Below are 23,312 nucleotides of genomic sequence, written 5' to 3'. Positions count from 1 at the left end.
AGGAATTTATAATGTCAAAACTCAAAATCACTCTTACCAGAAGCCTGATCGGCAGACCAGAAGATCAACGAGCTACTGTAAAGGCTCTGGGGCTTAAGAAAACAAATACTTTTGTAACGCAAGATGATACTCCAGTTATTCGCGGCATGGTTCGTAAAGTGGAGCACCTTGTAACAGTTGAAGAAATACAAGACTAATTGAGAGGAGGCGCTAATAATGAAATTACATGAATTAGCTCCTGCGCCTGGTTCAAAGAAAGTCCGCACTCGTGTAGGTCGCGGCTTGGGTTCAGGTCTTGGTAAAACAGCAGGTAAAGGTCATAAAGGTCAAAATTCTCGTGCTGGCGGCGGTGTTCGTCCTGGTTTCGAGGGTGGTCAAATGCCTCTTTATCGTAGATTGCCAAAACGTGGTTTTTACAATAAATTTGGAAAAGACTATGCAGAAGTAAATATTTCTGACTTGAATCGTTTTGAAGACGGTGCAGTGGTTGACCCTGTAGCTTTAATCGAAAGTGGTATTTTGAAAAATGTTCGTGACGGCGTACGTATTTTGGGCAATGGCGAACTGACTAAATCACTTACTGTAATTGCTAATGGCTTTACCAAGTCAGCTGAAGAAAAAATTCAAGCAGCTGGCGGAAAAGTTGAGGTGGTCTAAGTGCTTTCTGCTCTGTCCAACATACTAAAGATCACTGAGCTTAGACAAAAGGTAGTTTTTACCCTAGCCATGTTTTTAGTATTCAGAGCTGGTACGCATATTCCAGTTCCTGGAGTCGATGTTTCTGTTATTGAACAAATGTTTACCAGCGGTAACTTATTTGGCTTGTTAGATTTGTTTTCTGGTGGAGCATTGAGTAAGTTTTCCATCTTTGCAATGAGTATCACACCCTACATTAATGCTTCGATTATTATGCAGCTGATTACTATTGTTGTTCCAACTTTTGAACAATGGTCTAAAGAAGGCGAAGAAGGTCGTAAGAAGCTAACGCAAATTACTCGCTACGGCACTGTTCTTCTCGGATTTATTCAAGCAATTGGTATGGCGATTGGACTAAAAGCAGCAATTATTAATCCAGGCATTGCTTCTACGTTATTGATTGCATTGACACTTACGGCAGGAACTACTTTCCTAATGTGGCTTGGAGAGCAAATTACTGAGAAAGGTATTGGTAACGGCATTTCGCTGATTATCTTTGCCGGAATTGTATCCAGATTGCCTGATGGTTTGTATATGTTGTATGAATATCTTACCGCAGGTACCATTAATATCTTCAATGTATTGTTATTCGCAATTATTGCCTTGGCCATGATTGTTTTGGTAATTGCCATTACACAAGGTCAAAGAAGAATTCCGGTGCAATATGCAAAACGAGTAGTTGGCCGTAAAACCTACGGTGGTCACTCTACTCATATCCCACTGAAAGTAAATCAGGCGGGAGTTATACCAATAATCTTTGCGTCATCCGTGCTGATGTTTCCAGTAACTATTGCCCAGTTTGTTGATATTGCCTGGGTAAAAACTGTGGCAGGATATTTTGCGTGGGGTACGCCGCTGCAAACAGCATTGTATGCGCTGCTTATTATTTTCTTCACGTATTTCTATACTGCGGTTACTTTGAACATATCGGATATGGCAGAGAACATGAAAAAATACGGTGGTTTTATTCCAGGACTGCGCCCGGGTAAACCGACTGCTGATTATTTGGATCGAGTTATGACCAGAATCACCCTTGCAGGTTCCATTTTTCTTGCAGGTATTGCCATACTGCCGAACTTTATTGCAGCTGTGACAAATATTCCAGGGTTAAATTTTGGCGGTACCGCCCTTTTAATTGTGGTAGGCGTGGCACTTGACACTATGAAGCAAATAGAGGCGATTGTTTTAATGCGTCACTATCAAGGCTTTATGAAGTAGGGAGGTCGCTTCGCAATGTATATCCTGTTAATGGGACCGCCTGGAGCTGGTAAAGGTACACAGGCGGCAGAATTAGTTGCAGAATTTCAAATTCCCCACATTTCTACTGGCGACATGTTTCGTGCAGCAGTAAAAGAAGGAACTGAACTTGGCAAGCAAGCAAAAGCTTGCATGGATGCCGGGCAACTAGTACCTGATAGTGTAACTATTGGGATAGTGAAAGAAAGATTGGCTAAACCTGATTGTCATAAAGGTTTTATTCTCGATGGTTTCCCCAGGACGATTGAACAAGCAGATGCTTTAGATAGTACCTTGGTGGAACTGGGAATAAAATTAAATCGTGTTATTAATATTAATGTTCCTGTAGAAGATTTAATTAGTCGCATGACGGGGCGTCGTATCTGCAAAGGTTGTGGCGCTACCTTCCATGTACTATTTAACCCTTCCACAAAGGACGGTAAATGTGATAAATGCGATGGTGAAATCTATCAGCGTGCTGATGATACGGAAGAAACGGTTACGAAACGCTTATCAGTGTATAGCAGCCAGACGAAGCCTTTAATTGAATTCTATCAAGACAAAGGTCTTTATAGTGAAATTGATGGCCGTCAGCCGATTGATAAAGTATTTGCTGATATAGTTCACAGTCTGAGGGGCGAGTAGGTATGATCATCCTTAAATCAGAGCGAGAAATTAATTACTTGCGTGATGCAGGTAAAATAGTGGCAGAAACGTTGGTTGAGGTTAAAAAAGCCGCTAAACCCGGGGTCACTACGCTAGATCTGGACAGAATAGCCGAAGAATATATTAAAGGTCGTGGTGCGATTCCTGCTTTTAAGGGATACCATGGCTTTACAGGAAACATTTGTTCTTCAATAAATGAAGAAGTCGTACATGGCATTCCAGGATTAAGAAAGTTAAAATCTGGAGATAATGTTAGTATTGATATTGGAGCGGTAATAAATGGATACAATGGCGATGCCGCGATTACAGTAGCTGTTGGTGAAGTTGATGCCGAAGTACAAAAACTTTTGGATGTTACCGAAGAGTCTTTGTATAAAGGCATTGAGCAAGCAATTTTAGGTAATCGTCTAAGTGATATTTCTCATGCCGTCCAGGTTCACGCAGAACAACATGGTTTTGGTGTGGTGCGTGATTATGTCGGGCATGGGATTGGCCGGAGTATGCATGAAGATCCACAGGTCCCCAATTATGGCGATCCTGGCCGTGGACCACGATTAAAAGCTGGTATGACGTTGGCCATTGAGCCAATGGTCAATCTGGGCACTTATGAAGTAAAGACACTTGACGATGGTTGGACGGTTGTAACTCTTGACGGCAAGCGCTCAGCGCATTTTGAACATTCGATTGCCATCACTGACGGTAAGCCGGAGATTCTAACTAAGTTATAGGAGGCAGCTCTGGTGTCAGTCGTGAATATATCAATGGGTCAACTTGTTACTAGTATTGCCGGAAGAGATGAGATGCAGATGTATCTTGTGGTTGGGATGCAAAATAATAAAAATCTCCTGCTCGTCAACGGCAGAGATCGAAAAATAGTGAATCCTAAGCGCAAAAATATCCGGCATGTTAATGTTCTTAATTCTATTGCCAAAAGTGTGGCGGAAAAGATTCAATCTGGTATAAAAGTTACGGATGAGGAAGTTCGCCACGCCATTCAGGTTTTATACAAGCCAGAGAATCTGTGATAAGCGGACTAGGAGGGATATCTCGTGTCCAAGCAAGATGTAATTGAGGTTGAAGGTACGGTTGTCGAAGCCTTGCCTAATGCTATGTTCCAGGTTAAACTGGAGAATGAGCATGTCGTATTGGCGCATGTCTCAGGTAAAATCCGCATGAACTTTATCCGGATTTTACCTGGGGATAGAGTAACTGTAGAGCTTACGCCTTATGACTTAAAGCGTGGCCGTATTACCTACCGTTTCAAATAGCGGATTCGTAAGGTAAGATGCTTTCGGTAGCAATCGAAGAGCGCGAGTTCGTGAATATATGAAAAGGAGGACTGGCAAATGAAAGTGAGACCGTCGGTCAAACCCATTTGTGAAAAATGCAAGGTAATTAAACGTAATGGACATGTAATGGTGATTTGTGAAAATCCTAAACATAAACAAAAGCAAGGATAGGAGGTGTACTATAGATGGCACGTATTGCCGGAATAGATTTACCGCGTGATAAAAGAATTGAGATCTCTTTAACATACATTTTTGGTATTGGTCTTACAACTTCCAAGGAAATCTTGGCAGCTACTGGGATTAATCCTGATACACGTACACGCGATTTAACAGAAGAAGAAGTTGTGAAATTGCGTGAAGCGATTGATAAGAATCATAGAGTAGAAGGCGACTTACGCCGTGAACAAGCACTCAATATTAAACGTCTGATTGAAATTGGATGTTATCGTGGTAAACGTCACCGTATGGGTCTTCCTGTACGTGGTCAACGTACTAAGACGAATGCCCGCACCCGCAAAGGTCCAAAACGGACTGTTGGAGCGAAAAAGAAAAAGTAGTAGAGGAGGGATAAAGATTGGTTGCTAAGAAAGCTATTAGACCAAAAAGAAAAGAACGTAAGAATATTGAGCATGGTCAAGCACATATTCGTTCTACTTTTAATAATACGATTGTGACTATTTCCGATACAAAGGGTAATGTTTTGTCTTGGGCTAGTGCGGGTGGACTTGGATTTAGAGGTTCTCGTAAGAGCACTCCATTTGCTGCGCAAATGGCAGCAGAAACAGCTGCTAAAGCGGCAATGGAACATGGATTAAAACAGGTTGAAGTTTTTGTAAAAGGACCTGGCTCAGGTCGGGAAGCAGCCATTAGATCACTACAGGCATCTGGATTAGAAGTAAGTTCTATTAAAGATTGCACGCCTGTACCTCATAATGGATGCCGTCCACCTAAGCGTAGAAGAGTATAAGAAGTTTCGGGAGGTGTTAAATATACATGGCTAGATATACAGGACCTGTTTGTAGACAATGCCGTCGTGAAGGCACAAAATTATATCTTAAAGGCGAAAGATGCTATACGGACAAATGTTCAGTAGGTAAACGTGCGTATGCACCTGGTCAACATGGCCAAGGCCAAACTCGTAAGAAAGTTTCCGAGTATGGTGTTCAACTACGAGAAAAACAAAAAGCACGTCGCGTTTATGGAATTTTGGAAACTCAATTCCGTTCCTATTTTGACAAAGCAGATCGTCAAAAAGGCATTACTGGTGAAAACTTGCTGGTATTGCTGGAAAGACGTCTGGATAATGTGGTATACCGTCTTGGTTTTGCGGCAAGCCGTACGCAAGCTAGACAATTGGTTACTCACAGACATTTCACTGTTAATGGAAAAAGAGTAGACATTCCATCTTATTTAATTAAACCTGGTGATGTTATTGCGGTTCATGAATCCAGTAAAGAATCACCATTAATTAAAGAAATTACAGAATCTCTTGCTCACAAAACAGTGGCACCTTGGTTGGAAAGACCAACTCAAGAGGTAATGAATGGTACAGTATTGCGTTACCCCACTCGTGAGGAAATTGATACACCAGTTCAAGAGCATCTGATTGTCGAATTATACTCCAGATAATCAAAGTGTTTTTGAAGATAATCCGCATTTGCCCTCAACCGTGGGTATGGCGTAACTTAATCGTACGCAAAGAGGAGGGTTTTTCCAGATGATCGAAATCGAAAAACCGAAGATTGAAATTGTAGAACTGAGTGAAGACAATCGATATGGCAAGTTTGTATGTGAACCACTAGAACGTGGTTATGGTACTACCCTTGGCAACAGTTTACGCCGTATATTGCTGTCCTCCCTGCAGGGGGCCGCAATTACAGCGGTTAAAATTGAAGGCGTCCTTCATGAGTTTTCTACCATTCCAGGTGTTCGGGAAGACGTTACCGACATTATCCTGAATTTAAAAACATTGCGTCTAAAAATGCACAATGATGAACCAAAGACTTTGAGAATTGAACGATTGACTGAAGGGGAAGTTACAGCAGGAGATATTCTTGTTGACCCGGATATTGAGGTTCTAAATCCCGAATTACATTTGGCGACAGTTGATGCTAGTGGATCGCTAAAAATGGAAATCACCGTAGAACGTGGTCGGGGTTATGTTCCTGGCGACAAGAACAAAAAACCTGAGCATGTGATCGGTATTATTCCGATTGACTCCATTTTTTCACCCATTCAGAGAGTTAACTATCAGATCACTGATACTCGTGTCGGGAACGTTACTGATTACGATAAATTAACTCTGGAAGTATGGACGGATGGAAGTATCAGACCAGAAGAAGCTGTAAGCAAATCTGCTAGTATTATGGTCGCTCATTTGAAGCTATTCCAGAATTTAGCAGGCATAATTCCTGAAGAAGATAGTATCGATGGTACTTTTACCGAAGTGGTAGAAGAAGGAAATTCAAAAATCATGGATATGACGATTGAAGATTTGGATCTGTCTGTACGTTCTTATAACTGCTTGAAGCGGGCAGGAATTAATACAGTGGCGGATTTGGTACAAAAATCCGAAGATGATATGATGAAGGTGCGTAACCTTGGTCGTAAATCAATGGAAGAAGTGAAGAAAAAATTAATCGAACTAGGTCTTGGACTTAGTGAAGAGGAAGAATAAAGGGAGGGAAGAAAATGGGCTATAGAAAGTTAGGACGAGACTCTAGCGCACGTAAAGCGCTGTTTCGCAGCATCTTGACTTCCTTCTTTGCATACGAGCGTATTGAAACAACAGAAGCTAAAGCGAAAGAAATCAATGGTCTTGCTGAAAAGATGATTACTTTGGCTAAGCGCGGTGACTTACATGCTCGCCGTCAAGTGTTATCAAGCCTCATGGATGAAGAAGTAGTTACAAAATTGTTTGACGTGATTGCCCCTAAATATGCTACTCGTCAAGGCGGTTATACCCGTATTATGAAATTGGGACCGCGTCGTGGCGATGCTGCACCAATGGTAATATTGGAATTGGTCTAACGTTTGCAATTGGGCCAGGTGACAAAGGCATATACTTGGCCTCGTCGCCTGGTTATTGTGGTTTATAGGGAAGGCGGCCTTTTAGGCCGTCTTTATTTCTATATGATTGAAATAATTTAATAAAAAAATTGAACCACAAAGGCACAATACCGCTATCGCGGTACACAAAGGGTACACGAAAAAATGAAAGATAACCCCTGGTGTAAAAACTTTGTGCTCTTTGCGCTTCTGTGGTTCAAAAATGATATTTTTTACATATAAAGGGGTAACGCGATATGGGAGAGTTTATAACAGTGAAAGATATGTGCCATACGTATCTTGCCCATGAGGGCGAAGAGGTACAGGCACTTGATCATATAAATATAGCCATAGGAAAAGGCGAGTTTGTCGCTATTATTGGCACCAATGGATCAGGCAAATCTACATTGGCAAAGCATCTGAATGCACTACTGATCCCTTCAAGCGGTCAGTGTCTCATCGATGGGATGGATACGAAAGATCAAGAAAATCTTTGGGAAATTAGACAGTCTGTTGGTATGGTGTTTCAAAACCCAGACAATCAAATTGTTGCCACCTTAGTAGAAGAAGATGTTGCTTTTGGTCCGGAAAACTTAGGGGTGCCGCCAAAAGAAATTAGAAATCGAGTAACGGAAGCATTGAAAGATGTAGGTATGGAAGACTATCGGCAGCATAGCCCTCACTTATTATCAGGTGGACAAAAACAGCGAGTGGCGATTGCTGGAGTATTAGCCATGCGTTCTAATTGCTTAGTGCTAGATGAACCGACAGCAATGCTTGATCCTCAGGGGAGACAAGAAGTCTTATCGACTGTACTCAGACTGCATCGTGAACAGAATATAACAGTCGTATATATTACGCATTTTATGGAAGAAGCGGTAGCTGCGGATCGTGTCATTGTTATGGAGCAAGGCAAGGTCGTTATGGAAGGCGTGCCTAAGACGGTCTTTAGTCAAGTGAATCGTTTAAAAGAATTAGGCCTTGACGTTCCTGTAGCGGCAGAATTTGCATATCGTTTACGGCAGCTTACTATGAAAATACCAGAAGACATTATTACAGATACAGAATTGGTGGTGGCTGTATGTCCATAAGGTTACAAGATGTTACTTATATTTACATGTCTAAAACCCCATATGAAAAGGCGGCAATAAAAAAGATTGATCTTGAGATTAAACAAGGTGAGTTTGTTGGAATTATTGGACATACTGGCTCTGGTAAATCAACATTGGTGCAGCATTTAAATGGTCTATTAAAACCATCATCAGGTATGGTTCATATAGATGGACAGAATATACATGAAAAGGGAGAAACTGCAAGGAACGCCAAACGAAGTGTAGGTATGGTGTTTCAATATCCAGAACATCAACTATTTGAAGAAAGTGTATATGAAGATATTGCCTTTGGTCCACGCAACCTGGGAGTAAAGGAAAAGGAAATTGAGACCAGAGTAAAAAAGGCACTTGATTTTGTCGGTCTTGATTTTGAGAAATTTGCAAAACGTACACCATTTCAGCTGAGTGGCGGGCAAATGAGGCGAGTTGCCATTGCAGGTGTGGTAGCCTTAGATCCAAAATATTTAGTTCTGGATGAGCCGTCTGCTGGACTGGATCCGCGAGGCCGGGATGAAATTTTTGGGCAAATCATGAATTTACATCAGGCTACAGGGATTACAGTCGTCCTGGTTTCGCACAATATGGAAGATGTTGCACGTATGGCGAATCGATTGATTGTTATGAATAAAGGTGAAATTCTCTTAGATGGAAAACCAAAGGATATTTTCTGTAATCATCAGGCACAGTTAAAAGAAGCAGGTGTGGATGTACCGCCCCTTACTTTATTGATGAATCAATTTAAACAACGGGGTTTAGAAATTGATAGCGCAGTAGTCGATATTGCAACTGCTGCTCAAAACGTATATAAAGCCGTAAGGAGGGGTTAACATTGCTAACAGATATTATGCTGGGACAATATTTTCCCGGTAATTCCTTACTTCATTTACTAGATCCGCGTACGAAGATTATTAGTACGATATTATTTATCAGCAGCATTTTTTTAGCAGATACCTATCAGGCTTATATCATACTAGCCGCTTTTATTGTATTCATCATTGCCTTAGCGGCAATACCTCCTACTATGATTTTACGCTCCTTAAAGCCCTTGTGGATCATTATTGTATTGACCTTACTTATTCATATTTTTACTACACCGGGGAGCATTATCTATAAGATTGGTCCATTGGCGGCGACCCAGGAAGGTGTCCGTCAAGGGCTTTTTATGACAATCAGACTTGTCTTTTTAATTGTTGTATCTTCTTTATTGACTTTTACCACTTCCCCCATTGCTTTGACCGATGGGATTGAACGATTGCTTAACCCTTTTAAGAAAATAGGTCTGCCTGCGCATGAATTGGCTATGATGATGACAATTGCCCTTCGTTTTATTCCAACTTTGCTAGAAGAAACAGATAAAATCATGAAAGCGCAAATGGCAAGAGGAGCGGATTTTACATCAGGAAATATATTGCGCCGTGCACGTAATATGATTCCTTTACTCGTCCCGCTGTTTATTAGTGCATTTCGCCGTGCGGATGAATTGGCTACTGCTATGGAGGCCAGATGCTACCGAGGCGGGCATCAGAGAACCCGTATGAAAGAACTCCAAATTACAACGAGAGATTGGCTGGCATATGGAGTACTAGGCATTATCATTGGAGTGCTAGTTGCAGTGAGGATAACTTTAAGGTAAGGAACATTAAGAGTGAGCGCTGAAGAAAATTAACCGCAGAGGCGCAGAGAACACAGAGAAGGGATTGATAAAGGATTTAAAAAATATCCCTCAGCGTACTCTGCGCCTCTGCGGTTCAAAACGTATGTCTGTTACTATTATAGGGAAAAGATAGGAGGCTATATGGTTAAGGATCATCCGGATTATGCTTTAGAAAAACAGCACTTGGATTATACGTTGGAAGAGATGAATCAAATCATTACATCTTTGGAAGACGATATTGATAAGCGTACTGCGCAAATGCGTGTGTCATTGGAGCATAAAGATCAAATTAGTACCTATGTTCATTCCATGATGAAACATGATCATGCTGAAAAGATTTATGATATGAAAGAGGCTCTAGGGAGTCCTTATTTTGGTCGTGTGGATTTTAAAGATGATGATGCGGTGGACTATGAGAGCTTTTATATAGGGCGAATTAAAATCAGCCGTTTGGACATTCTTACCGTAAAAGATATCTTAGTATTTGACTGGCGCGACCCTGTAGCAACTATTTTCTATGAATGCCAAGATGGACGTGCCAGTTACGATGTTCTGGGAAAATACCATTATAGCGGTGATGTGAACTTAAAGAGACAATACAAAATAGTCGAAGGCGTTTTGCAAAAAATATCCGACGATTATATTTTTGATCAATTGGCCGATCCTAAAAAGGAGGCATTACTTGCTGACCCCTTTTTAACGGAAAGGCTGCTGCAAGGTACCAGTAATAAGCTAAAAGATATTGTAACTTCCATCCGAGGGGAACAAAACAAAATTATTCGGGAAACATTACATCAAGTGATTATTATCCAAGGTGTTGCGGGCTCAGGGAAAAGTACCATTGGTCTGCATCGATTATCTTATTTGCTTTATAATGAAAAATTAGATCCACAGAAAATGATGGTCATTGCACCCAACAAATTATTCTTAGATTATATTTGTGAACTGCTGCCAGAGATTGATGCAGATGATGTGAGGCAGCAGACGTTTATTGATGTAGTACATGAAATAACCCAGACAACATTCTCCTTGCACCAAGATGAGAAAGCCCATTTGTTTTTAGAAAATAAGATAAAAGATACCCGTCGTGATCAATTAGAGGCAGTTGCCCGATTAAAGGGATCTTTGGAATTTATGAAAGTATTAGATGCTTGGATGGATAAGAAAATTGAGAAATTCTGCCTAAAGTTAAAAGACATTCTGCTGTTTGATCAGAAATTATTGATTACAAAAGAACAGCAAATTGAAAACTTTATGCAAGGCAGTATGCTCAATACTCCCTATAATGAGCGTGTAAAAACGTTAAGCGGTTATATTAAGTTTAGGGTGCGAAATTTCTTGGAAGTATTAGAAATGGAGCAGAGGCGCAAAATTGGCAGTACAGATAAAACCTATGAGCAATATTCACAGCAAGGGACACAATTTCTGGCAAGCCATTTTTTGAAATGGTCTTGCGATGATATTAGGACTTGTTACAAGGAAGTATTTAACAATAAAAGTATATTTAAAATTTTAAAGAATAAAAAATTGGACATTGCGTTTATCGCAGAATACTCCAGCAGCATATTACAAGAGGGAAATGTAGAGAGAGAAGACTTGGCGCCCATTTGTTATCTTTCTTATCTCGTTAATGGCTGGAATCATATAGTGAAATTTGAACATATTGTAGTGGATGAAGCCCAGGACTTAAATGCTTTAGAGTTTATGATTCTTAAAATGTTATCAAAGAATAGTTCCTTTACCATTATGGGTGATCTATCTCAGGGAATTACCGCTTATCGCAGTATCGATAGCTGGCAGGTCGTGATGAAAGAAGTATTTTCTGATGTAAAATCCATCTATCGTGAAGTCAATTACAGCTATCGTTCAGCACGGGAAATTATCGAATGTTTTAACAAAGTAATGCCTAGAGGACACTCTGCTGCCATTCCTGTATATGAAATTGGTCAAGATCCCGTATATCAGCAGGTCAGAACAGAAAAGGAAGCAGTATTGGCGATACGAGATGCGATTCAAAAGTTTAAAGAGCAAGATTGCAAATCCATTGGAATTATTACCAAAATGGAAAAAGACAGTGTTTCTTTATATCATGCTCTGCAGCAAGAAGACGATAATAAGGAGCTGCATGTGATTACCAGTGATACTCTTTCTTACCAAGGCGGTATTTCCATTCTTCCAGTGGGCTTGGCAAAAGGTTTAGAATTTGATGGTGTGATTATATGGAATGCTTCGGATAAAGAATTCAAAAACAATAGCTTCGATGCCAAACTGCTCTATGTAGCCTTATCTCGTCCACTGTATTATTTACATATTCTATATCAGGGGAATCTTACGCCCTTGTTATTGGGGAAAAATTAAGAGCAACGATTAAACACAGAGGACGCAGAGATGCACAGAGAGCACAGAGAGCACAGAGAGCACAGAGAGCACAGAGACGTAGACCCTTTGTTTCTCTGTGTCCGCGTAAGCGGCTCTGTGTCCTCTGTGTTTCAAATATTTTTTTCGCTATATATGTGTATGTATAGTGAGCGACGGGGTGTATAAACATGCGTAATATTAAATTAACATTGGCTTATGACGGCACGGCCTATCATGGTTTTCAGCGCCAAATTAACGCGATCGGGATACAACAAGTACTAGAAGACAAATTGGCAAAGATTGTCGGTCATACATTCAGGATACATATGGCTGGCAGAACTGATTCTGGGGTTCATGCTTATGGACAAGTCGTCAATTTTAAAACGACCAGCACTATTCCTGTAGATCGTATTGCAATAGCCTCTAGGAGTTTACTGCCTTACGATATTGTAGTTCTGGATGCAGAGGAGGTCCCTGATAACTTTGATGCTCAATACAGCGCACAAAGCAAAATATATGTGTATAAGATTTATCAGCATACCGTACCAAATCCCTTTCTTCGGAATTTGGTCTGGACGATTCCACAAACATTAAATGTGTCAGCAATGGAAGAAGCAGCACAAACAATCATCGGAACCCATGACTTTTCAGCATTTCGGGCCTCGGGAGGAGCAAGTGTTAGTCCGATTCGCACAATTATGGCAGTTGAATGCCAACTTCAGGATCGGATATTGGAGCTTTCTTTTTGGGGAAATGGTTTCTTATATCATATGGTGCGGAATATAACGGGTACTTTAGTGAATGTGGGGTTAGGAAAGACTTCTTTAGAGAAGTTTAAGACCATCTTTGAGGGACGAGATCGAAAGAAGGCAGGCGCTACAGCACCTGCTCATGGACTATATTTAAAAGAAGTTCGGTATTAAATCTAATAAACTGTGGATAACTCAAAAAAAAGTGAATTTACATACCGATATTCCTTGACATTGTCCAGGTAATTTAATACAATGTTTTTATGAGATTTATGCCATGACTTCCGTTAGCCCCGGAGCTCAAGGAAACAAAATCAATTTTTTTTGTAATGTTGTGACAAGGAGGTATATCGCATGAAAACATTTATGGCAAATGCTGCCACCATAGAACGTAAGTGGTATGTTGTAGATGCAGAAGGTAAAACTTTAGGTAGATTAGCTGCCGAAGTAGCAAAAGTTCTTCGCGGCAAACATAAACCGACATTTACTCCGCATGTTGATACCGGTGACCATGTTATCGTCATCAACGCTGATAAAGTAGCATTAACTGGTAAAAAGTTAGTACAAAAAACATATTTCCGTCATTCTGGTTATGTAGGTGGAACTACATTCGTTACTGCTGGTAAAATGCTTGCAGACAAACCAGAAAGAGTGCTTGAGCTGGCTATTAGGGGTATGTTACCTAAGAACCGTCTTGGCCGTCAGATGTATCGTAAATTGCAAGTATATCGTGGTGCTGAGCATCCGCATGCTGCGCAATTACCAGAAGTATTAGAAATTAACGTAAGATAATCCGGAAAGGAGGAACATATTATGGCATTGGTTACTTACTACGGCACAGGTCGCAGAAAAACCTCGGTTGCCAGAGTTCGTCTGGTTCCGGGTGAAGGCAATATTCTAGTTAACGACCGTACTATTGCAGAATATTTTGGTCGCAAAACGTTAGAACTTATTGTAAAACAACCCCTTAATTTGACAGAAACTCTTGGCAAATACAATGTGTTAATTAAAGTGGAGGGCGGCGGTCCTTCAGGACAAGCTGGCGCGGTTCGTCACGGTATTTCTCGTGCATTACTTAAAGTTGATGCTGAGTACCGTCCATCTTTGAAAAAAGCTGGATTCCTTACTCGTGATCCACGTGAAAAAGAGCGTCGTAAATATGGTTTGAAGAAAGCGCGTAAAGCGTCTCAGTTCTCCAAGCGCTAAAGCTAGCAAAAATAAAACCCCTGCAAATATTGAATTTGCAGGGGTTTTTTTCTTTTATAGAATCAGAATTTTAACCCTAATTATCTTTTCTCAGTATTCTCTGTGCCTCCTTTTTACTTTATGAATGATTAAGGACCATTAGAGCAAGGTAAGCCTAATATAAAAAAACAGCAAGCAAAGATATTCTGCTCGCTGAAAGCAAACGTATTATTTCACAGGTTTGCTTGATTTCATTACAACTGACAAAGCCATCGTTGCTACCATTTCAGCATCGTTAGACTTTGCTCCATACTTTTTAGCTATACTTTTAATTTCATTTCTAAATTTTCGTTCGTCGAAGTCAATAACCATATAATCACCTCCCTTCGAGGTGAAATATTGATGAAGTGCAAATTACGTAGACTCCACATTATAGTGTATGTATTTTTAAAAAATATTGGTACTGTTTATTATGTAAAAAGCCGATTAGGTTCTTTTTTTGATGATGATGTGCAAAAGTAAAATTCTACAGGCGCAATATTTGGTATTTTTACAAATTAATTACTAAATTGTAAAAATTTTAATATATTTGAAGGATAATATTATCTTTTATTGAATAATATAGAGATATATTTGGAATTATCAGAAATTATAAAGGAGGTAATTATCATAAGTCGTGATAGTAATGGTCTTACTACCCCAATATTTAGTAGAGACAAAACTGCAGCACTTATTGTATCTGATAGTGGATTCTTTTTCTTAAACTTAAAAACAAAGCAAGGTAAAATTATTGGAACAACACGAGCTGAAGCGATACAACGTTTAAAAGATATGGATAAGATTGATGATTTTCCAGAATTATAATGTAAAACTAAGCGTCCTGTAGGGCGTTTTTGTTTTTTAGAGGATAAGAATGTCAAAGGTTCTTATTCTTCACTCGAGGGACATTTTTTATAAAAGCAACATATTATGTAATAAATACGATAAGGAGGCTTGATAAAGAATGAGTATTAATTCTGATCGGGATTGCTGTGATCACCACAAAAAGTGCTCAAAGTGTCGTCGTAGATGCCCAAGATGCCATTTCGAATGTGATTTAGAATGTCGTGAATGTCCTGTATGCCATCACTGTTTTGAGAATTGCTGCTTGTGTTGTAATTGTGGTTGCAAGCATGATCACTGTTGGTAGATTTATGGGCGTCCTCCGGGGCGCTTTTTCTTATACATAAAAGCAAACAATTCATAGTATTGCAAAAGGAAAACTCCCTCTGCAAGAAGGAACATATCCCCTGAATACGTTCCTTCTTGCAGAGGGACATTGGCTGGGTCGATACTATAGAAATAGTGTATTTGTGTGCGTTGCTTTTCTATTGAATGATCTTTATACTGCTATTTAAATCAGCAATGCTATTGGAGATTGAAATAATATTAGTCAAATTGTCGATTGGATTAGCAGACTGTTGTTTAAGGATTTCTTTTAACACGAGCATTGTGAACAATGCAATCGCATTACCAGTAGTTGTAGCTAATCTAGGAAATTCAATTGTTTTGCAAGCCTTTTTTTCTAATTCCTCAAGATTTGGAATTCCATTAGGGATTATATTGCAATTCATTGGCTTTCCCTCCTAATCCTTCAGTGTTAATACTCCTAATCCTTCAGTGTTAATACTCCTAATATATTCAGGAGTATTCATTTTGTACCGATTCGTTATATTCCATAATTATCTATCATATAAAACAGAGTGAAATTATGTGAAACAAAAAAAACGCTTATGGGCGGCCCTTTTTATAAGCATAGAAAGTATAAGTTTTTAGGTGCGGAAAAGGTCAGATATTATGAACCACAAAGGAATGCACAAAAAAATAAATAAAACCCCTTTGCGTCTTTGTGGTTCCAATTGCTTTATACGAGTATGACTTTAAAGGCGTTGTTTTTTATTTGAAGATTACGTTATAAAAAATGATAAATAAAGTATGTATATAAGAAGGGGATTCAAAATAATGGAGGGGAGAGAATGTGGCTGGATGTGCCTGATGCGCTTGAAGTAGGACTTATTATCATCGTAGTAACTGCTTTGTGTATCTATTGGCTAACTCATTCGGATCGCGTTTAAAGACAGTATTTGCTCTTATTATTAAAATTCGCCTTGCTTTTTTTAATGAAGTAAGGCGGTTATTTTTTTATTTTATAGAAGGGGACACTCTGCATAATAAAAGAAAAAAGCCGTTGGAAAATCCAACCAGCTTTTGGTATAATACCTTTTGGGAGAGGTCATAACTCTCCCAAAAACTGAATAGGGTTGAAGAGTTACATCATCGAGATGTAGGAGTGTTTTTCTTCTGTGTAGCAGGAAATATGGCAGGTAAGGTATAATAATAAAGAGTAATGATATAAGAATGGAAGGGGTTAGTTTATGAGAAAAATCATAGTAATGCTAGTTTTTTCAATGTTGTTGATGCTTTCTAGCGTAGCTTTTGCTAGCTTGGATGACAACAAAGTTTCGATTCAACAACAATATGGAGATTATCGCTTGGTGATTGATTCTGACAATCAGTTGTGGACAAGAGCCGATTGGGACGAAAAAGGTTTTAAAAAAGCAAAAGCTGCATCGTATCGTTATTCTTTTAGCCGCAATGGAATAGGTGTACAGATGGAAGTCATGTATGCAAATAATAAGCCTGATGCAGTAGTGGCAGCCCAGCGGTTTACTCCAGATATGCCAATTACAATTAAAGAGTTTAAATTATACTTCCCCGAAGTATATGCTTTGACAAAAGCACCAAAAGCTAATTTTTTTGCAACTCACAGCTCAATAAGCCGAAATTTCCAAGAAGGGGAGTCCCCTGTAGGTATGGGCATACTCATTAGAGAATTGTCAGGCGGTAAATATTATACATTGGTTGCCTTCAACATCCAAGATGAAGGTCGTCTGATTAAAGATATTGAGAATATTGATGAAGATACATATATTAGGGAATTTATCATTGAACGCGCTTCACGCACGACAGTACATGACAATATGGATACAAGCAACCCAGAATGGAAACCTATCAAAAATTATTTTAACTAAAAAAGAGGCCGTTGGCCTCTTTTTTTTTTTAGATCACTTTGTGTCCTTTGCGTCTTTGTGATTCCACTCGTTTAATATATTTTAGTTTTTTATTTTGCTGATTGCAAAGAATAGTGTAAAAAACATCAATTACTTCGCCAGTTTAATCGGCGTAAGTCTTGCTTCTTCTGCTGTTTGGGGACCGATATATCCTTGCCGCGCCATTGCAGATAGCACAATGGCTTGTCTTTGTTTTGCTGCATTAAAATCCACGTATGGAGAATTAAGGGAAGGAGCGGTGGGGAGACCTGCTAATAAAGAACATTCTGCTAACGTAAGATTAACAGGCGCTTTGTCAAAGTAAATTTTTGCTGCATCCCCTATGCCATAGGCACCAGATCCAAAGTAAATGGTATTCAAATACATTTCTAAGATTTCTTCCTTTGAATACCGCAGTTCCATATTCATGGCGAGAATAAATTCTTCGGCCTTGCGGCCATAGGTTTTTTCTTGGGTAAGAAATAAGTTCTTAATCAGTTGCTGTGTGATCGTACTGCCGCCTTCAGAGAAGCCTCCTGCTTGCATATTGACTAACATGGCTCTTAGGATACCTTCAATATCAAAGCCGTAATGGCGGTAAAACCGGTTGTCTTCTACTGCAATAATACTTTGCTGCATGACTAGAGGAATATATTGTATGGTAATATAATTTGTCTTATTGAGTTTTTCATTGACAGCACTTTTTAGGGCAATCATGCGATAGGTGCGTTCCCATGAACTTGCTAAATGAGTAGCTATTCTTTGGGATGAGGGGAGCGCAGGGAGAAGTCCCGTTATGTAATCGGTGCCGCCAGCCCATCCAAAGGATAGAGCAAATAATAGTATCGATAGTAATATCAATCTACGAAACCTCATTGGTAGCCTCCTTATATGTCATTAGTGTTATTTTACCTCACTATATGGGGTTTGGCTATATATGCTTTCCTTGTATAATTCTAAAAAGGGAAGCATAAGGATATAAAGAAGACTTGATTGGTCGCACTTATCCTTATTCTTAGAGCGGCTTAGTCATCGGATAGAGGAGTTTTTGAAAGCAGGGAGTTGTTCGTGTATATGAGACTCATTTTGGTTCGAAAAGCCAGTGTGAAGAGAGTCATCATGTTAAGCGTTACTATGGTTGTACTTCATTTTTTAGCAATGCAGTATATAATAGGCGATGATTTCGAAAATGTGGACATGTCAGTGTTGGCTGGGCATACGATTGCGCTTGATCCTGGGCACGGTGGCATTGATAGTGGGGCAAATGCGAATAACGTAGATGAGAAAGAGATTACCTTAACCATTTCTACAAAATTAGCGAGCCTTCTGCAGCAATATGGAGCGAAGGTTATACTCACAAGAGAAACCGATGTGGATTATTATACGAAAGGTAAGGGCGGTAAACGCAATGATTTATTAGAACGTGCTAAAATCATTAATCATTCAGGTGCAGAGCTGTATGTAAGCATTCATTGCAATGCATATCGAGGAGCTAGTTTATCAGGTGCACAAGTATTTTATAATCCTAAATTTGAAATGAATAAGGCATTAGCAACACGGTTGCAGCATGTATTAAAAGAGTTTCCCCCAGGAAATAAACGTCAGGTAAAAGAGGATTTGCACATTTTATTATTGAATGAAATCAATATACCAGGTGTGTTAGTTGAAGCAGGATATTTAACCAATCAGGAAGAAGCATCTTTATTGGCAGATGATCAATACCAACAGAAGATGGTGGAGAATATTGCAAAGGCATTGGCGTATCATTTCTATAAAAATGCGGCAAGATAAAGAAGAGTAGTGCAGGAGAGATCAATTTTAGCAGTGGTTACAGCTGCGCGTATCCTTTGGACGTGATGTTTAAGATGCATGGTAGATTCAGGCGATGATTAGTATTTTCTAAAGACGAAAAGGAGCGTTATATGAAAAATTTAGAAATTTGTGCTCTTATGCCTCATCCTTCTAGTATGATTCCTGAAGTGGGGAATGGCGAGCTGGATAAAATAAAAAATACAATTGCTGCTGCTACGGAAGCTGCAAAAAAGATTAAGGAATACAATCCTCAAACGATTATTTTAATTACACCCCATGGTCCTGCGTTTGAAGATGCTGTAAGTATCAGTGTTCATCCCAGGCTTAAAGGAAGCTTTGCCGCTTTTGGTACTCCTGATGTTGTTCTAGGATTTGAAACAGATGGATTACTTGTGCGACATATATTAAAAAAAGCCGATCGCTTAGGTGTGAATATCGTCGAATTGACGGATGATGAAGCCAAGAATCGTGGAATCCGTTTAGAATTAGATCATGGAGCACTCGTACCTCTCTATTACTTGACGAAAGCCGGGTTTAAAGGGCAATTAGTACATATTTCAGTAGGGATGTTATCCTATGAAGAAGTGTATACCTTTGGCAAAGCTGTGCAAGCTGCGATTGGATCTGTAGATAAACGGGTTGCAGTCATTGCCTCTGGTAACTTGTCTCATTGCGTACCAGCCGATGATGCATTAAGTGATCATGCTAAGGGGCGTGAATTTGACCACAAGGTTATGGAGGCAGTTGAAAAGCTAAATATAAAAGCACTATTACAAATGGACCGAGAGGTAGTAGCTGCTGCAAAAGAATGCAGCTTGCGGTCGATCTTTTTCCTAATGGGAGTGGTGGGTGGTCTTAATGCTACAGGAGAAACCCTATCCTATGAGGCACCCCTTGGTATTGGCTACGGTGTATCCTTAATCACCCTTCAACACAAGCCAAAAGAGACACCCAGTACAAAGCATTGAGAATGGAGAAGGAAATATGGAAATGGCGGTCAAATACTCTATAATCTTTTAGATTATAGAGTATTTGCTATAATGAAAATAAAGGTATATGATACAATATAATGCAGGAATTTATTTTTTATATAATCATTAAAAAATGATTTGGACGCCTGCTCATGTTGTTGCTTATAAAAGGAGAGAAGAAGCGATGTCATTAGAACGTGTTAAAGAATTCGTAAGTCACTATCCTGACTTAGAAATAGTTTTATTTGATAAAAGTACGCATACAGCGGATTTAGCTGCTCAGGCATTAGGAGTTGCGCCAGCACAAATTGCTAAAACCTTGGTATTTCTTGCAGATGGACAACCTGTATTAGTAGTAACTTGTGGAGATAAGAAGATCAATACAAAAAAATTAGCCAAAGAATTAGAGGTTAGAAAAATTCGTTTTGCAGATGCGAAGACAGTGGAAGATGCTACTGGTTTTTTACCAGGTGGTGTATCACCGATTGGGTTAATAAGCGATATTCCCTTGTATCTCGATCAAAGTTTATGGGATTTTGATACGGTGTATGCAGCTGCAGGGACTGCTAATTCTGCCCTGCCTGTGAGGCCAGATCGTTTATGTGAAATTACAGGAGCCAAAATTATCGACGTTTGTTGTTAAAATCGATTTATCACTTATATTTGTCATTGCCTAGGAAGATATTGTATAATAATGGCTAGTAGTTGATATGAAGTATGAAGCACGGATACTTTTAGTTTATTGTATAACACATATGATAAATTTCAGTTTAGGAACTACTCTTCATGTAGAGTGGTTCCTTCATTTTCATGAGAATAAAACCAATGGCATACTATTTTTTTGCCTGAAAAAAACGCAGGGTTTTAGGGAAAATTGTCGAAAATAGAGCTTATGGTGCGACAGCTTATTAATTCTATCAATATTCTATCAAACGTCGTGACCTTAACTTTCGATTTAAATGACAGCAGAGACTATAAATTGTTGTGGAGGCGAAAATGAAACTAAAAGCTTCTTTTTTAGCTTTCCTAACTATGGCTACCATTCTTTTTGGCGTGTATGTTTTTACAAAGAGTGAACAACAGCAATATCAAGAAAAGGTCCGGGCAGAAGTGTTAGGTCAGTTGAGAGCTAGCCAGGCTAGATTAGAAGGTGGATTGTATGCGAGGCTGTTTCTTGAAAAGGGACTCATTGCTTTTATATTGACTCGCCTTGAAATGGATCCTCAGCACAAGATTACCCAAGAAGAGGTGAATCGGTTTGGTGCAGAATTTATGCCTCAACTTTCTGGAATAAATAATTTTACCTTAATTCAGAACAATAAAATTACTCACATCTATCCTTTGGATGGTAACGAAAAAATGATTGGAATCGATTTGTCTTTACTGCCAGATCAAAATAGAGCGTTGCAGCAGGTGATAGAGAGTAGAAGTATGATCATTGCAGGTCCCATTCAGCTGATTGAAGGTGGAGTAGGACTTGTTAGTCGTACGCCCATTTATTGGACTCCCCAAGGTAAAACCGAAGCGGTTTATTGGGGACAGGTTAGCTTAGCCTTGTCTCAAGAACGATTGTTTGCAGAAGCCGGACTATATGATCAGTCGTCTATGCTGAAGTTTGCTGTACGCGGTCGTGATGGACTTGGTAAAGATGGCGGAGTCTTTTGGGGTGAGGAAGGAATCTTCTTAGAAAATCCAGTGATTGTAAATGTAAAAGTTTCCAATGGCCTTTGGCAGTTAGCTGCTGTACCAACTAAAGGCTGGGAACGATATAGCCCAGCCTTTATCTGGATTTGGCTGGTTGGCGGATTCCTAGCGATTTGCTCCGCTGCATTAGTATGGTTTTTAATTTATTATCGAGAAGTCCAAACATCCCTTCATTGCAGTGAAGAAAGTTTAATAGAAAGCGAAGAGCAATTTCGGCAAATGTTTACCAAACAAGAGGTCATCATGTATCTTGTGGACCCAGAGACCTACGACATTTTAAATGCCAATGAAGCTGCTCAAAAATTCTATGGCTACTCACTAGAAACCTTTAAACAAATGAAGATCACTCATCTTAATCTTCTTTCCACAACTGAATTACGAGAGGTGCTTACGAAAGCATTTCAGGAAAAAAGCGGACAGTGGGAGTTTAAGCATCGACTAGCCAATGGGGAGATTCGAGATGTGGAAGTTCGCATGACTCTCATTGGCTTGCGGACAAAACAATTTTTCTTTATTATTGCTCATGACATATCAGAGCGCAAGAAAACAGAAGAGCGACTGCGCTATGTGACCTTCCACGATTCACTTACAGGGCTATATGCCAGATCCTATTTTGAAGAAGAAATACGACGCTTAGACATGCGCCGCAGTGGGGTAGTCGGCTTAATGGTATGTGATTTGGATGGCTTAAAATTAGTAAATGATACATTGGGTCATGAAAGCGGCGACCAAATGCTCATTAATGCTGCCAGTATTTTTAAGAATAGCTTCCGTGATGGTGATGTGGTATCAAGAGTCGGTGGTGATGAATTTGTTGTAATTATGGAGAATATTACAAGAGAGCACATGGAAGAAGCTTGTCAACGATTAAAAAATGGAATCCGGATGAATAATGAATCAAATCAGGATGTACCCGTTAGTTTATCCATCGGATTTGCTATCAGCAGCGGACCTTCTATGACGATGAGAGAGCTATTTAAAGAAGCAGATAATAATATGTATCGAGAAAAGCTGCACCGCGGACAAAAGGCACGCAGTGCAATTGTACAAACCGTTGTCAATCTTCTGGCAGAACGGGATTTTATTATCGATGGTCACGGAGATCGCCTACAGGATATGGTATCAAGTCTTGCTAAGGCAATGGGTCTATCGGAAAGAAAAATACGTGATATGCGTCTTTTAGCTCAATTTCATGATATTGGGAAGGTAGGTATATCGGAGAAAATTTTAATGAAGGAAGAGCCACTCACTCCTGAGGAAGCGATGGAAATGCGAAGGCATTGTGAAATCGGTCAGCGGATTGCTTTATCCGCACCGGATCTTACTTCGATTGCCGATTGGATTTTGAAGCATCAGGAATGGTGGGATGGCACTGGCTATCCATTAGGTATTGCAGGTGAAGATATTCCCATTGAGTGCCGTATTCTTGCAATTGCCGATGCGTATGATGCGATGACAAATGATCGTCCCTATCGCAAGGGTATGCCTCATGACAAAGCAATTGAGGAACTAAAACGCTGTGCAGGAACACAATTTGATCCTATGCTTATTGAAAAGTTCTGTGAGATCATGGGAGCTTGTGATGAAAAAAATAGAATCGAATCATGATTTTATAATGAAAGAGAATAATAAGGTGGACAGGATCATCCTAAATCATTCGAGAAATAAGAGCAAGTAGCGTAAAAAAGTTATTGCATTATTATGCATGTATAATGTATAATTATAACATTATAAGGGGGGACG

At 39.6% G+C, this 23,312-nt stretch carries 29 protein-coding genes; 26 read left to right on the top strand and 3 right to left on the bottom strand.

Annotated features, from left to right (window positions below):
* Window positions 1-11 precede the first annotated feature (11 nt).
* The 20 genes from rpmD to rpsI all read left to right on the top strand — a co-directional run bounded on the left by rpmD (window position 12) and on the right by rpsI (window position 14,014).
* Entirely contained in the window at window positions 12-197 is a 186-nt protein-coding gene (gene rpmD, locus JBW_RS19070; protein WP_007937694.1) for a 50S ribosomal protein L30, read from the top strand.
* Window positions 198-216: 19 nt separating this feature from the next.
* Window positions 217-657: a 50S ribosomal protein L15 gene (gene rplO / locus JBW_RS19065; protein ID WP_007961558.1), complete on the top strand. Its 441-nt coding sequence runs from the start codon at window positions 217-219 to the stop codon at window positions 655-657.
* Window positions 658-1,914 (top strand): preprotein translocase subunit SecY, encoded by a 1,257-nt coding sequence (gene secY / locus JBW_RS19060; protein WP_007961559.1) that lies wholly within the window; start codon window positions 658-660, stop codon window positions 1,912-1,914.
* Between the two features lie 15 nt (window positions 1,915-1,929).
* A complete protein-coding gene (locus tag JBW_RS19055; protein WP_007961560.1) occupies window positions 1,930-2,577 on the top strand; it encodes an adenylate kinase in 648 nt (215 codons plus the stop codon).
* A 2-nt stretch (window positions 2,578-2,579) separates the two neighbouring features.
* Complete coding sequence (gene map / locus JBW_RS19050; RefSeq protein WP_007961561.1) at window positions 2,580-3,326, top strand: type I methionyl aminopeptidase; 747 nt, start codon at window positions 2,580-2,582, stop codon at window positions 3,324-3,326.
* Between the two features lie 12 nt (window positions 3,327-3,338).
* Window positions 3,339-3,623, top strand: coding sequence for a KOW domain-containing RNA-binding protein (locus JBW_RS19045; RefSeq protein ID WP_007961562.1), 285 nt, complete (start codon window positions 3,339-3,341; stop codon window positions 3,621-3,623).
* Between the two features lie 24 nt (window positions 3,624-3,647).
* A complete protein-coding gene (gene infA, locus JBW_RS19040) occupies window positions 3,648-3,866 on the top strand; it encodes a translation initiation factor IF-1 (protein WP_007937682.1) in 219 nt (72 codons plus the stop codon).
* A 78-nt stretch (window positions 3,867-3,944) separates the two neighbouring features.
* On the top strand, window positions 3,945-4,058 hold the full coding sequence (gene rpmJ / locus JBW_RS19035; RefSeq protein ID WP_007937679.1) for a 50S ribosomal protein L36: 114 nt from the start codon (window positions 3,945-3,947) through the stop codon (window positions 4,056-4,058).
* Window positions 4,059-4,072: 14 nt separating this feature from the next.
* The gene (gene rpsM / locus JBW_RS19030; protein ID WP_007937673.1) at window positions 4,073-4,444 is read left to right on the top strand and encodes a 30S ribosomal protein S13; all 372 of its coding nucleotides are present in this window, start codon (window positions 4,073-4,075) and stop codon (window positions 4,442-4,444) included.
* A gap of 17 nt (window positions 4,445-4,461) precedes the next feature.
* Window positions 4,462-4,854, top strand: a complete 393-nt coding sequence (gene rpsK, locus JBW_RS19025; RefSeq protein ID WP_007937671.1) for a 30S ribosomal protein S11 — start codon at window positions 4,462-4,464, stop codon at window positions 4,852-4,854.
* Between the two features lie 26 nt (window positions 4,855-4,880).
* On the top strand, window positions 4,881-5,516 hold the full coding sequence (rpsD, locus tag JBW_RS19020; protein WP_007937669.1) for a 30S ribosomal protein S4: 636 nt from the start codon (window positions 4,881-4,883) through the stop codon (window positions 5,514-5,516).
* A gap of 88 nt (window positions 5,517-5,604) precedes the next feature.
* Window positions 5,605-6,564 (top strand): DNA-directed RNA polymerase subunit alpha, encoded by a 960-nt coding sequence (locus JBW_RS19015; protein ID WP_007961563.1) that lies wholly within the window; start codon window positions 5,605-5,607, stop codon window positions 6,562-6,564.
* Window positions 6,565-6,578: 14 nt separating this feature from the next.
* Window positions 6,579-6,917 (top strand): 50S ribosomal protein L17, encoded by a 339-nt coding sequence (rplQ, locus tag JBW_RS19010; protein WP_007937665.1) that lies wholly within the window; start codon window positions 6,579-6,581, stop codon window positions 6,915-6,917.
* Between the two features lie 275 nt (window positions 6,918-7,192).
* On the top strand, window positions 7,193-8,026 hold the full coding sequence (locus JBW_RS19005) for an energy-coupling factor transporter ATPase (RefSeq protein ID WP_007961564.1): 834 nt from the start codon (window positions 7,193-7,195) through the stop codon (window positions 8,024-8,026).
* Window positions 8,017-8,874 carry an energy-coupling factor transporter ATPase gene (locus JBW_RS19000; RefSeq protein ID WP_007961568.1) on the top strand — a complete coding sequence of 286 codons (858 nt, stop codon included), beginning with the start codon at window positions 8,017-8,019 and terminating at the stop codon, window positions 8,872-8,874. Before JBW_RS19005 ends, JBW_RS19000 begins: the two co-directional genes overlap by 10 nt.
* A gap of 2 nt (window positions 8,875-8,876) precedes the next feature.
* The gene (locus tag JBW_RS18995) at window positions 8,877-9,680 is read left to right on the top strand and encodes an energy-coupling factor transporter transmembrane component T family protein (protein WP_007961569.1); all 804 of its coding nucleotides are present in this window, start codon (window positions 8,877-8,879) and stop codon (window positions 9,678-9,680) included.
* A 162-nt stretch (window positions 9,681-9,842) separates the two neighbouring features.
* Complete coding sequence (locus JBW_RS18990; protein ID WP_007961570.1) at window positions 9,843-12,059, top strand: HelD family protein; 2,217 nt, start codon at window positions 9,843-9,845, stop codon at window positions 12,057-12,059.
* A gap of 188 nt (window positions 12,060-12,247) precedes the next feature.
* Window positions 12,248-12,982 (top strand): tRNA pseudouridine(38-40) synthase TruA, encoded by a 735-nt coding sequence (gene truA, locus JBW_RS18985; protein WP_007961572.1) that lies wholly within the window; start codon window positions 12,248-12,250, stop codon window positions 12,980-12,982.
* A gap of 180 nt (window positions 12,983-13,162) precedes the next feature.
* Window positions 13,163-13,600 carry a 50S ribosomal protein L13 gene (gene rplM / locus JBW_RS18980; RefSeq protein WP_007961573.1) on the top strand — a complete coding sequence of 146 codons (438 nt, stop codon included), beginning with the start codon at window positions 13,163-13,165 and terminating at the stop codon, window positions 13,598-13,600.
* Window positions 13,601-13,621: 21 nt separating this feature from the next.
* Window positions 13,622-14,014: a 30S ribosomal protein S9 gene (gene rpsI / locus JBW_RS18975; RefSeq protein WP_007937653.1), complete on the top strand. Its 393-nt coding sequence runs from the start codon at window positions 13,622-13,624 to the stop codon at window positions 14,012-14,014.
* Between the two features lie 207 nt (window positions 14,015-14,221).
* On the opposite strand, the gene JBW_RS25440 is transcribed toward rpsI, so the two are convergent.
* Complete coding sequence (locus JBW_RS25440) at window positions 14,222-14,365, bottom strand: hypothetical protein (RefSeq protein WP_007961574.1); 144 nt, start codon at window positions 14,363-14,365, stop codon at window positions 14,222-14,224.
* 261 nt (window positions 14,366-14,626) lie between these two features.
* On the opposite strand from JBW_RS25440, the gene JBW_RS18970 reads away from it, so the two are divergent.
* Window positions 14,627-14,857 (top strand): hypothetical protein, encoded by a 231-nt coding sequence (locus JBW_RS18970; protein ID WP_036682252.1) that lies wholly within the window; start codon window positions 14,627-14,629, stop codon window positions 14,855-14,857.
* A gap of 503 nt (window positions 14,858-15,360) precedes the next feature.
* On the opposite strand, the gene JBW_RS18965 is transcribed toward JBW_RS18970, so the two are convergent.
* The gene (locus tag JBW_RS18965) at window positions 15,361-15,606 is read right to left on the bottom strand and encodes a hypothetical protein (protein WP_007961577.1); all 246 of its coding nucleotides are present in this window, start codon (window positions 15,604-15,606) and stop codon (window positions 15,361-15,363) included.
* An 801-nt stretch (window positions 15,607-16,407) separates the two neighbouring features.
* On the opposite strand from JBW_RS18965, the gene JBW_RS18960 reads away from it, so the two are divergent.
* Window positions 16,408-17,064: a hypothetical protein gene (locus tag JBW_RS18960; protein ID WP_007961579.1), complete on the top strand. Its 657-nt coding sequence runs from the start codon at window positions 16,408-16,410 to the stop codon at window positions 17,062-17,064.
* Between the two features lie 129 nt (window positions 17,065-17,193).
* Here the strand turns inward: JBW_RS18960 and JBW_RS18955 are convergent, their stop codons facing one another.
* Complete coding sequence (locus JBW_RS18955) at window positions 17,194-17,958, bottom strand: transglycosylase domain-containing protein (RefSeq protein WP_007961580.1); 765 nt, start codon at window positions 17,956-17,958, stop codon at window positions 17,194-17,196.
* A gap of 198 nt (window positions 17,959-18,156) precedes the next feature.
* Between JBW_RS18955 and JBW_RS18950 the strand changes: the two genes are divergently transcribed.
* From JBW_RS18950 to JBW_RS18935, 4 genes are all read left to right on the top strand, one after another.
* Window positions 18,157-18,873: an N-acetylmuramoyl-L-alanine amidase gene (locus JBW_RS18950; RefSeq protein ID WP_235334033.1), complete on the top strand. Its 717-nt coding sequence runs from the start codon at window positions 18,157-18,159 to the stop codon at window positions 18,871-18,873.
* A gap of 131 nt (window positions 18,874-19,004) precedes the next feature.
* The gene (gene amrB / locus JBW_RS18945) at window positions 19,005-19,862 is read left to right on the top strand and encodes an AmmeMemoRadiSam system protein B (RefSeq protein ID WP_007961582.1); all 858 of its coding nucleotides are present in this window, start codon (window positions 19,005-19,007) and stop codon (window positions 19,860-19,862) included.
* Window positions 19,863-19,998: 136 nt separating this feature from the next.
* Window positions 19,999-20,508, top strand: coding sequence for a YbaK/EbsC family protein (locus JBW_RS18940; RefSeq protein WP_235334031.1), 510 nt, complete (start codon window positions 19,999-20,001; stop codon window positions 20,506-20,508).
* A gap of 353 nt (window positions 20,509-20,861) precedes the next feature.
* Window positions 20,862-23,177, top strand: a complete 2,316-nt coding sequence (locus tag JBW_RS18935; RefSeq protein WP_007961591.1) for an HD domain-containing phosphohydrolase — start codon at window positions 20,862-20,864, stop codon at window positions 23,175-23,177.
* The last annotated feature ends 135 nt before the right edge of the window (window positions 23,178-23,312 follow it).

The sequence above is a fragment of the Pelosinus fermentans JBW45 genome (assembly GCF_000271665.2).
In the GTDB taxonomy this organism is placed as follows: Bacteria; Bacillota; Negativicutes; order DSM-13327; family DSM-13327; genus Pelosinus; species Pelosinus baikalensis.
This window is presented reverse-complemented; position numbering and strand designations above follow the sequence as displayed.